The sequence below is a fragment of the Nitrospirota bacterium genome (assembly GCA_016195565.1).
Lineage (GTDB): Bacteria > Nitrospirota > Thermodesulfovibrionia > Thermodesulfovibrionales > UBA1546 > UBA1546.
Genome location: JACPZK010000020.1, coordinates 37,644 through 47,060, shown reverse-complemented (window position 1 = coordinate 47,060; position 9,417 = coordinate 37,644). Strand labels below are relative to the sequence as shown.

Genomic DNA, 9,417 nt, shown 5'->3' with positions numbered 1-9,417 from the left:
GCTACTGACGCCTCATTCCTCAAGCCTGCCAATACCATTTTCTGCTTCTCTTCTGCGCTCCATTTCTTTCTTGCCATCTGCTTCCTCCTTCCGGAGGACTAACTTACCAGTTGTTCCTAATTTCGTCAAACCCTACAAATCTCTTTTACACGCTGGCTTACCAGTTTGCCGTCAGCCCTGCCTTTAAGTTTAGGTATGAGTTCCTTCATCAGCCTGCCCATATCCTTCATGCCGGTAATCCCTGCCTCCTGAATTGTTGATTTAATGATTTCATCAACCTCTTCAGGAGAAAGCTGCTCAGGGAGATATACCTGAATAATGCCTATCTCTTTATTTTCTTTATCTGCAAGATCATTTCTTCCGGCCTTTTGGTATTGTTCGACAGATTCCTTGCGCTGCTTTACCATTGTAGAAAGCACGCCTAAAATATCCTCTTCAGTAAGCTCGCCTTTTCCGCGCTTTGCTATCTCTGCGTTTTTTATAGCCGACTTTATCATCCTGAGCGTGGAAACTATGAGCTCACCAGCCCTGCTCTTCATGCTTGTCACAAGGTCTTCGTTTATCTTCTTTAAAATGTCCATACAATTATTCTCCTTAATGTTTTTGTCTTTTAGTATACACCAATCGCAATATCTCTAATTAAGGCAGCGCTCCACAAATAATATTACAATTCTTATCAATCCTTATGTAAACCGACAATTGCCTTTTAGTTGACAATTCATGCGCCTTTCCGAAAAAATAACCCATGATTGACAGCCTGAGAGACAGGGTTATAAGCGGGCACGCTATAACAAAAACTGAAGCCGTTCAAATAAGCGCACTCCCAAAAACAGAGATGTTTGACCTTTTTGCCGCAGCTAACAGAATACGGCAAACGTTCAGAGGAGACTCTGTGGACCTCTGTGCAATAGTCAACGCAAAATCAGGCGCATGCCCTGAAGATTGTTCTTACTGCGCCCAGTCTTCAAGGAGCAAGACTGAAACAGCCATTTACCCTCTCATCAATAAGAACGCTGTGATTGAAAAGGCAAAAGAAGCGAGAGATGCAGGCGTAAAAAGATTCTGCATTGTCACAAGCGGAAGAAAGATAGGGAAAAACGAATTGAAAGAGATATGTTCGATGATAAAAGATATCAGGGGAATTGGGCTCTTGCCGTGTTCAACGCTCGGGTTGCTGAACAAAGATGAACTTAAACTTCTAAAGGACAGCGGTCTTGAGAGATACCACCACAATCTTGAAACATCCGAAAGGTTTTTTCCTGAAATATGCAGAACCCACACGTACAGTGATAAGCTGAAAACTATAGATGCTGCAATAGCTGCCGGACTTTCTGTCTGCTCAGGCGGTATATTCGGAATTGGTGAGACATGGGAAGACAGGATTGACATGGCTTTTACGCTAAAAAAACTGCCCATAACTTCTGTTCCGATAAACTATCTTATACCTGTTAAGGGGACGCCGCTGGGAGAACAGGACCTGCTCAATCCCTTTGAAGCCCTAAAAATTGTGAGCCTTTACAGGTTTATTCTTCCGCAAAAAGAAATACGCATATGTGGGGGAAGAATGCAGGTTTTAGGGGAATTTAATTCAATGGTTTTTATGGCAGGAGCAGACTCTCTCCTTACAGGAAATTATCTTACAACAACAGGCAGGACATTTGAGGATGATTTAAAATTAACAAGGCAATATGGATTGAAAATTTGAGAATAGGAAGCTTGGCGATAGGATTAGCTTTTCGCTCATTCTCGACCTGATATCTTATTTGTCATTCCGCACTTGATGCGGAATCCAGTATTGATGTTTTTCTGGATTCCCGCTTTCGCGGGAATGACAAGGAGCAAGATGGAGATTTTTAAATGTTTAGCATTCGTATGAGGGCGGCAAAGAGCGACATCCACATCTCTGGCGCTGAAGGAATATGCCAAAAATCCGAAATATCAAAGGTCTGCGGTGAATATATCAAAAGGGCGTTAACCCATTCCAGAGGCAAACCTGACGAGATTGTAATCACAATTGAAAAGATAAGGCAGAAGCCAAAAACAATCCCTTTGCTGCCTGTCGCAACTTTCAAATGCAACTCTCCTGAGAAAGCAAGGGAAATCATAACACAGAAATTGCAATCTCTTGGCATTTCGAAAAAAGCCATTGACAATGGATTTGTTGTTCTGAATTCAAAAAAGACAATGCGGGGCGCATCGCTGATACTCCTGAAATCAGGAGCACGCGTTGAACCCGACAAGGAAAGAGGCGTAAGAGTCTCAAGAATGGGGATTGAGAAATCAACTGAAAAAAATCTATCAGAAAAACTGTCAAGAGCAAAGATAAATACAACCCGCCTCAGGCGGGTGAAAGAGGCTTTAGTTCTTGCATCAAAGGCAGCATCATGCCGTGATGTTATCGCAGAGGCCTGCATCTCAGATGATCCTGATTATACTACCGGTTACATCGCATCAAAGGAATTCGGTTATCTGAGGATACCGAATATCAAGAGAGTGAAGGAAATGCACGGAGGCAGGGTATTCTTTATCAGGGAAACTGCTGATATTGCCGGCTTAATCTCTTATTTGGAAAGAAAACCTGCTATCATTATATAATCAATAAAAAACAGAGGGGGAAACAAAAAAATCTCGCAAATACAGATGAAACAAACTATATTCCTTATAGGCAATCCCGCAGCAGGCAGGAATGCTCTGAGGAAAATCAATGAAGCAACAGCAATTATTAAAAACAAGGGACACAATGTTGAGATGCTGCTGACCGGAAAAAGAGGCGATGCTGAGTCATTTGCAAGACAAATTAGTTCTGAGTTTAGAGTTAAGAGTTCAGAGTTAAGAAATGATAAAAACTTAGAACTCATAACTCTAAACTCTAAACTCTTAATCATCGCCGCAGGCGGTGATGGAACGTACAATGAGGTGATTAACGGCATTGCCTGCACCAACATACCAATGGCGATACTCCCTCTCGGAACAACAAATGTCCTTGCTAAAGAACTCAACATACCCGAAGATGTAGAGAAGGCTGTTGATATTGCCCTGAATGGCAAAATACATACTATCTGCCTTGGGAAAATAACTAGTAATCCCCCCTCACCCCCCGGCCTCGCTCCGCGAAGCGGGGCAGGCGTCACCCGTCACTTTTTACTGATGGCTGGAATCGGCTATGACGGCGAAACAGTTTATGGAATAAAGAAGGGGCTTAAAAAATACTCAGGAAAAGGAGCATATATTCTGAGCGGTTTAAAGACGCTGATGAGATGGGCGCCTGATAAATTGACCTTCACCATGGACGGCAAATCCTGCGAAGGATACTCTGCGATAATCTGTAAAACATCAAAATACGCAGGCAATTTCAGGATTGCGCCTGATGCAGATATAAAGAACGCCGATTTTTATGCCTTCATTATGCACGGTAAAAACCGGCTGAATATTTTCAGATATGTCTCAGGGATAATTACAAAAAGACATCTGAAATTTAAGGATATAACATACCTGCAGATAAAAAATATGGAAATAACTGGCAATGCCCACATACAGATAGACGGAGATTATTTCGGCATGACACCGGCAAGAATTGAGATTGTGCCTGATGCGATGAGGCTGGTATATTAGACAAGGGGTTATCCCTTGCTACTTCTTCTTTAACAATGCTTCCATTTTTTCATGGAATGAAAGAAGGGCTTCTCTCAGTTTATCCTTTGAAACATGCTCCTTCTCAATAAGAGCCATAACATGCAGCAATTCAGCATCAATATTTTTACGGAATCCTTCCTTGTCAAAAGACTTCTTTTCAAACTCGTCAAGCATCTTGTTCACTTCTAAAACAAACGACCTGACATAGAAGTCATCGCTGTTGCGTACGGAAAGCCGTCTGTGGTAATTGCCTGTCAGTACAAGTTTCATCTCCATCTTTAATCTCTCAAACGGGCCGATAAACCTGTGCGTGAAAAACAGGGCTAATATAACAACAATAATCACATAACCCAAAAACACTGCTATAAAAGAAAAAACTCCGTGCTCTACCCTCGCTCCAAGCTCTTTGGTTAAATACGCAAAGATGATTCCTACAAGAAGCGACCAGATAACTATGAGCGAAATTGAAAGGCGCAGTTCTTTCGCCATAAAAAATCTCTGTTTTATACTCTTTGTCTTCCTCTTCTCCATCAGAGATATTCTATCATTAAATAGATTGATATTATCAAGGATTATTCTTTTCAGCCCATATATGCTCTATAATTAATACATGCTCAGAAGATGTTTGAAGACAAGCACACTATTCACAATATTAATTGCAATGCTGCTTCCCGGTCTTTGCATTTACGACAACTCCCCTGCATTTGACGATCAAGGGTACGTCAGAGTTATAAAGGTACATGACGGTGATACTGTAAGCGTAATTCTAAACGGCAGGAAGGAAAAGGTAAGATTGATAGGCATGGATGCTCCGGAAATCAAACAAAAGCCGTGGGGGACAAAAGCAAGAAAGCACCTTGAAAAAATGCTGACAGCTTCCAACCGGACAGTCATCCTTGAATTTGATGTGGAAAGAAGGGACAAATACGGCCGCCTCTTATGTTACATATTCACGCCTGACAGAAAAATGCTGAACATTCAAATGGTTAAGGACGGCTATGCTGTGCTGCTAACCATCCCGCCAAATATCAAATATGTTGATGAATTGAGAATGGCAGAAAATGAGGCAAGACAACATAGACGGGGGATATGGAACAGCAATGGGTTCAAAGAAAGTCCGGGCGATTACAGGAAAAAACACCCGTACAGGTAAAATAAATACATAGAGAGGTGGAAATGCTTAAAGTAATGTTTCTGTGCACAGGGAATTCTTGCAGAAGTCAGATGGCAGAAGGGCTTGCAAGGGAATTCGGTAGCGGCTTAATAGAACCATTCAGCGCAGGGCTTATGGCTGCAGGTTTGCATCCAAGAGCTGTTTCGGTAATGAAAGAGATAGGGATAGACATATCAAAACAAGAATCAAAAAGCATAGACGAATCTCTCCTGAGAAAAATGGATATTGTCATCACTCTCTGCGGCAGCGCTGAGGAATCATGCCCATGGACTCCTCCTGAGATAAGGCGCATCCACTGGCCGATAGCCGACCCTGTGGGGACCATCGGTTCGGAGGAGAAAATCATAAATGAATTCAGAAAAACAAGAGCTGCGATAAAAGAGAGGATAATTAAATTTATTGCGGAGGTAAGAGATGCTCAGAGGATTGTTTGAAAAACTTCACAACTTCAGGCTTCTGCCGGTATTTGTTATCGCAAGTATGATTATCGGCATTGCCGTCGGTAAGTGGTACGGGATTTCAAACTTTGAACTCACACCTCCGATTTCTGCTATCAAATTCATATTTCACGGCGCTTATGAGTTCACCATACCAAATATCCTTGCACTTGGTGTTGTAGTCGGTCTCTTTATGATGATGTATCCGGCTATGGCAAATATCAAGTTTGAGGATTTGGGAAAGGCTGCAAAATCTCCGAAACAATTGCTCATCGTCATGTTCTTTAACTATGCAGTCGCGCCGTTTTTTATGCTCCTGCTCTCAAAAATATTCCTGAGCGGTGAACCCGACCTCTACACCGGGCTTGTCCTTTACGGACTCGCTCCGTGCATTGCAATGGTTATTGTATTCACCTACCTTTCAGCAGGCAATGGGCCGCTGGCAATAATACTGGTTGCGCTGAACTCCATAATTCAGATGATATTGATTCCTGTCTATGCAAAACTACTTTTAGGCGATGTTGATTTTGATGTATGGGTTGTTGGCGAAAGCGTACTTTTGTACCTTGGCATTCCGCTTATTGCAGGAATGCTGACAAGGTTTTTAGGAGTAAAAAGGTTTGGCGAGGAGTGGTTCCATAAGCTGAAGTTTTATCTTGATACGATGTCAATCATCGGGCTTTTATTCACTTTGGTTGTGATGTTTGCATTGAAAGGAGACTTGATTCTTGAAAAACCGATGTTTATTGTGCAGTTGGCAATTCCGATGACGCTCTTTTTCTGGATTATGTTCGTTGTCGTTTACCTTACAGGCTGGAAGCTTGGACTTAATTACAAGGATTCTGTAGCTGTAGGATTTAACGCAACAGGGAGGGACTTTGAGATAGCAATCGCAATAGCGATTACCGCATTTAACCCGACCGTCGCGCTCGCAACGGTTATAGGCCCTCTGATTGAAGTGCCTGTAATGCTTTCCCTTGTATGGTTTGCAAAATCAACCGGTCACAAGTTATTCAAAGAGAAGATATAGAGCAGATAGGCATTTATGGAAAACAAAATGCCTATCTGCTTCATAAAAACGGCAAGAAGAGCCTGCCGTTTGATAATGCAGATGCGGTATCTGATGGAAAGCCATAAGAAATTTAACCTTCCTGTGCTTCGGTTCCCATTGATAGATGAGGAGATAAAGGGGCTTAGTTTACTGAGAAAAGCGTTAGCATTGCTTAATTTGTAGTATTGTCGTCACTCCTCCTTTACAGAAAGTTTCCTCTTCGCAATTATTGTTATAGCATTCCTTGACTTTCCAACTTGTAGTAGTTACCATATATACTATAAAAAGCCTATGGGGCTGTTGAATCAGGACTGATAAGTATTTTTTAGGTTATGATCCCTCAATTTAAAGATGCTTAAGGAGGCTGATGAATCTATCGGATATTATAACAAAATATATACGGACAAAGGATTCAGGGCTTCTTTCGATTAAAGTAGAGGGTGAAAGCCATCTCCTTAAGATTTATTTCGGCAGCGGTGAGGTTGTCTCTCTAAATCTTGGCACGTGCAAAGATGAAGAATGTCTTAAGAAATTAGACAGCATAGTTCCGCTTGAGCATTTCTTTGTAAGGGGCGTGAAACCCCCCACAAAATCCAGCACACCTTTAACTGAGAAGCTTATAGCGCATACAGGAATGAGTGCTATGGAGGTTGACGCAGGAATACCTTCAACACATGGTGTCAACATCCAGCCTTCCGTGATTACGGATGTTGAAGAAGAGTTTATAGATTTAATTGGACCTATAGGGAAAATGATTGTAGATAATATCTTCTCTGAAATATCCTCCAGCCGGGGGAAACCCATGCCATCGGAGGATTATTCCTATTTATTAGAGTCTCTTATAAAGGAGCTGCCTGCTAAACAACAGGAGGCCTTTAGGGCAAAATATAGAAGGGGGATAAAATAAAAAACTTTATCATGGCGTGTAAGCTCAATAAGGGAGGTAACATTGAATGCTTAAAAACCTTAAGTTAAGGGCAAGGTTTACAGTCATTATGCTAATTGTTTATGTTCTTTCTCTTCCCGTTATAATTCTGGGGAGTTATTACATTCTTAAACAGAATGCGGTAAGGGAGATACTTGAGGAGTCAAATATCATGCTGGCTGCGATGGAAGGAGCAAGGAAATACACGGGCGAAGTCCTTAGGCCTGTGGTCACCAAAGAGCTGCCAACCAAGTTCGTTGTTGAGGCTATGTCTGCCACCTTTGTGGCAAAGGGTATAGAAAAAAGGATCAGGGAAAAGCTTCCGAATTACTCCTTTAAGGAGGCAACCCTTAATCCCCTGAACCTCGTATACAAGGCCGATGATTTTGAAAGGGAGAAAATAGAAGGGTTTCGGGCAGGCAAACTAACAAAGGAATGGAGGGGTTATAAACAGATAGGCGCAAGCAGCTTCTATGTGGTAATGAGGCCGGTGGAGGTAAAACCGGACTGTCTCAGATGCCACGGTGACCCTGCATTTGCGCCTCCTGAGGTGCAGGAGAAATATGGGACAACCAATGGTTATGGCTGGAAGGTGGGCGAGATTCAGACTGTTGCTGCCGTCTATGTACCTGCTGACGTCCCGATACAGAATGCAAGAAAGGCCCTTGTCCTGTTTTCTATAATATACAGCGTATTCTTCTTTGTGGTGATAATTGTCATCGACAGATTGATTATAGCCAGTATAATTAAACCAATAGAACATTTTGCGGATGTGGCGGATAAGGTAAGTCGAGGGTGGTTCGATAAAGAGTTTATTGTCAATACCAATGATGAGATAAGGACTATTGCAGATGCCTTCACAAGGATGAAAGTAAGCCTTGCAAAGGCGATGGCTATTATGAGGAAAAAGTGATGGGTAAAGGAAAAGTTGTTGTTATAGATGACAGCCCCACTGTAAGAAAACTGGCTGAGATTGTCCTTCAGGAAGAGGGATATAAGGTTTATACAGCAGAAGACGGGGAGGAGGGCCTGAAGATCGCCGAGGAGGTACTGCCCTCAGTAATACTTGTTGACTTTATAATGCCGAGGATGAACGGCTATCAGTTCTGTAAAATGGTGAGAAACAACCGATTCCTCAAGAATGTCCCTGTTATACTCATCACCGCAAAGGGCGAGGATGTGGGAGAGAAGTTCACAGAGAAGTTCGGTGTGGTGGACTATTTTATAAAGCCCTTTCAACCCGATGAACTCGTCGAGAAGGTGAACTCGATCGTCCAATCACAGAGGGCCGGGGATGCATCTGTATCCGAGGCGATGGAGGCACCCGATATTGCACCCGATATTGCAGGGGCAGTTTACACATCTGATATTGGTGAGACTGTTGACAGGATAATACGAAGATATTTTTACAAGGAGTTTCCTGTCTTGCTTCAGAAAAGCATTGCGGATATTTTGAAGCAGACAGGGGTAATTAGAGCGCCTGGCATCGCCTTGTCGGGAGATCTTTCTGATTTCAGTCTTTTCGATATTTTTCAGTTAAGCGATACCGCTAAAGCAACCGGAAAACTATCTATCTATTCACCTGTTCTAAGTTCAGAAATATATTTTGATAAAGGAGGTATAGTTTACGCCTCAACGAGTAAGCAGGGAAAGGGGTTCCTTTCCGGAGACCTGCTTGAAAAGAGAAAGAACATCCCGAGGAAGGTATTTAACCGAGCATTTAAGGCATCGAAGGCGACAGGGGTTCCCATTCTCAGGGCCTTTGTGAATGAGGGCATCCTTTCTGAAGACGAGATTATGGCTATCTTAAAGGAGCGTATAGACGATGCCATCTACTCGACGATGGAGCTCGAGGCAGGGAACTTCTTCTTTGAGAAGATGCCGATTCCTGAAAATTTCTCAGACATACCTTTAAGGGTCAAGGCCTCTCATCTCATTTTAGAAGGTGCAAGAAGAGTTGATGAGAAGAGGTTTGCAGCCAAGATGTTCCAGGATAACGGCATCGTTCTTACAAGGCTTCTGACAGATGTAGCGGTAGATGATATCAATCTCGATGAAAATGAACTGAAGATATTCTCTCTCGTTGATGGAAAAAGAAACCTCGGAGATATAATAAAAAAGAGCGCCATAGAGGAGAGAGAAGCGAAAAGGATTTTCTATACGCTGACAAAGGTTGGAATTCTAAAGAAAAAATAAA

General features: G+C 42.4%; 12 protein-coding genes. 10 read left to right on the top strand and 2 right to left on the bottom strand.

The genetic code is table 11. The annotated features are described in order from the left end of the window. Window positions 1-125: 125 nt before the first annotated feature. Complete coding sequence (locus tag HY035_06910) at window positions 126-581, bottom strand: GatB/YqeY domain-containing protein (GenBank protein MBI3378112.1); 456 nt, start codon at window positions 579-581, stop codon at window positions 126-128. Between the two features lie 164 nt (window positions 582-745). Between HY035_06910 and bioB the strand changes: the two genes are divergently transcribed. From bioB to HY035_06895, 3 genes are all read left to right on the top strand, one after another. Beyond that, complete coding sequence (gene bioB, locus HY035_06905) at window positions 746-1,705, top strand: biotin synthase BioB (protein MBI3378111.1); 960 nt, start codon at window positions 746-748, stop codon at window positions 1,703-1,705. A 152-nt stretch (window positions 1,706-1,857) separates the two neighbouring features. Then, on the top strand, window positions 1,858-2,595 hold the full coding sequence (locus HY035_06900; protein MBI3378110.1) for a 6-carboxyhexanoate--CoA ligase: 738 nt from the start codon (window positions 1,858-1,860) through the stop codon (window positions 2,593-2,595). Window positions 2,596-2,640: 45 nt separating this feature from the next. Continuing rightward, window positions 2,641-3,612 (top strand): diacylglycerol kinase family lipid kinase, encoded by a 972-nt coding sequence (locus HY035_06895; protein MBI3378109.1) that lies wholly within the window; start codon window positions 2,641-2,643, stop codon window positions 3,610-3,612. Between the two features lie 18 nt (window positions 3,613-3,630). Here the strand turns inward: HY035_06895 and HY035_06890 are convergent, their stop codons facing one another. Then, window positions 3,631-4,122, bottom strand: a complete 492-nt coding sequence (locus tag HY035_06890; GenBank protein MBI3378108.1) for a hypothetical protein — start codon at window positions 4,120-4,122, stop codon at window positions 3,631-3,633. A 136-nt stretch (window positions 4,123-4,258) separates the two neighbouring features. On the opposite strand from HY035_06890, the gene HY035_06885 reads away from it, so the two are divergent. From HY035_06885 to HY035_06855, 7 genes are all read left to right on the top strand, one after another. Then, window positions 4,259-4,786 (top strand): thermonuclease family protein, encoded by a 528-nt coding sequence (locus HY035_06885; protein MBI3378107.1) that lies wholly within the window; start codon window positions 4,259-4,261, stop codon window positions 4,784-4,786. A 23-nt stretch (window positions 4,787-4,809) separates the two neighbouring features. Next, window positions 4,810-5,241: an arsenate reductase ArsC gene (locus tag HY035_06880; protein MBI3378106.1), complete on the top strand. Its 432-nt coding sequence runs from the start codon at window positions 4,810-4,812 to the stop codon at window positions 5,239-5,241. Further along, the gene (locus HY035_06875; protein MBI3378105.1) at window positions 5,222-6,274 is read left to right on the top strand and encodes an arsenic resistance protein; all 1,053 of its coding nucleotides are present in this window, start codon (window positions 5,222-5,224) and stop codon (window positions 6,272-6,274) included. Before HY035_06880 ends, HY035_06875 begins: the two co-directional genes overlap by 20 nt. 15 nt (window positions 6,275-6,289) lie before the next feature. Continuing rightward, window positions 6,290-6,478 (top strand): hypothetical protein, encoded by a 189-nt coding sequence (locus HY035_06870; protein ID MBI3378104.1) that lies wholly within the window; start codon window positions 6,290-6,292, stop codon window positions 6,476-6,478. A 184-nt stretch (window positions 6,479-6,662) separates the two neighbouring features. Then, the gene (locus HY035_06865) at window positions 6,663-7,202 is read left to right on the top strand and encodes a hypothetical protein (GenBank protein ID MBI3378103.1); all 540 of its coding nucleotides are present in this window, start codon (window positions 6,663-6,665) and stop codon (window positions 7,200-7,202) included. Between the two features lie 46 nt (window positions 7,203-7,248). Next, on the top strand, window positions 7,249-8,133 hold the full coding sequence (locus HY035_06860; protein ID MBI3378102.1) for a DUF3365 domain-containing protein: 885 nt from the start codon (window positions 7,249-7,251) through the stop codon (window positions 8,131-8,133). Beyond that, a complete protein-coding gene (locus HY035_06855; protein MBI3378101.1) occupies window positions 8,133-9,416 on the top strand; it encodes a response regulator in 1,284 nt (427 codons plus the stop codon). Before HY035_06860 ends, HY035_06855 begins: the two co-directional genes overlap by 1 nt. The last annotated feature ends 1 nt before the right edge of the window (window position 9,417 follow it).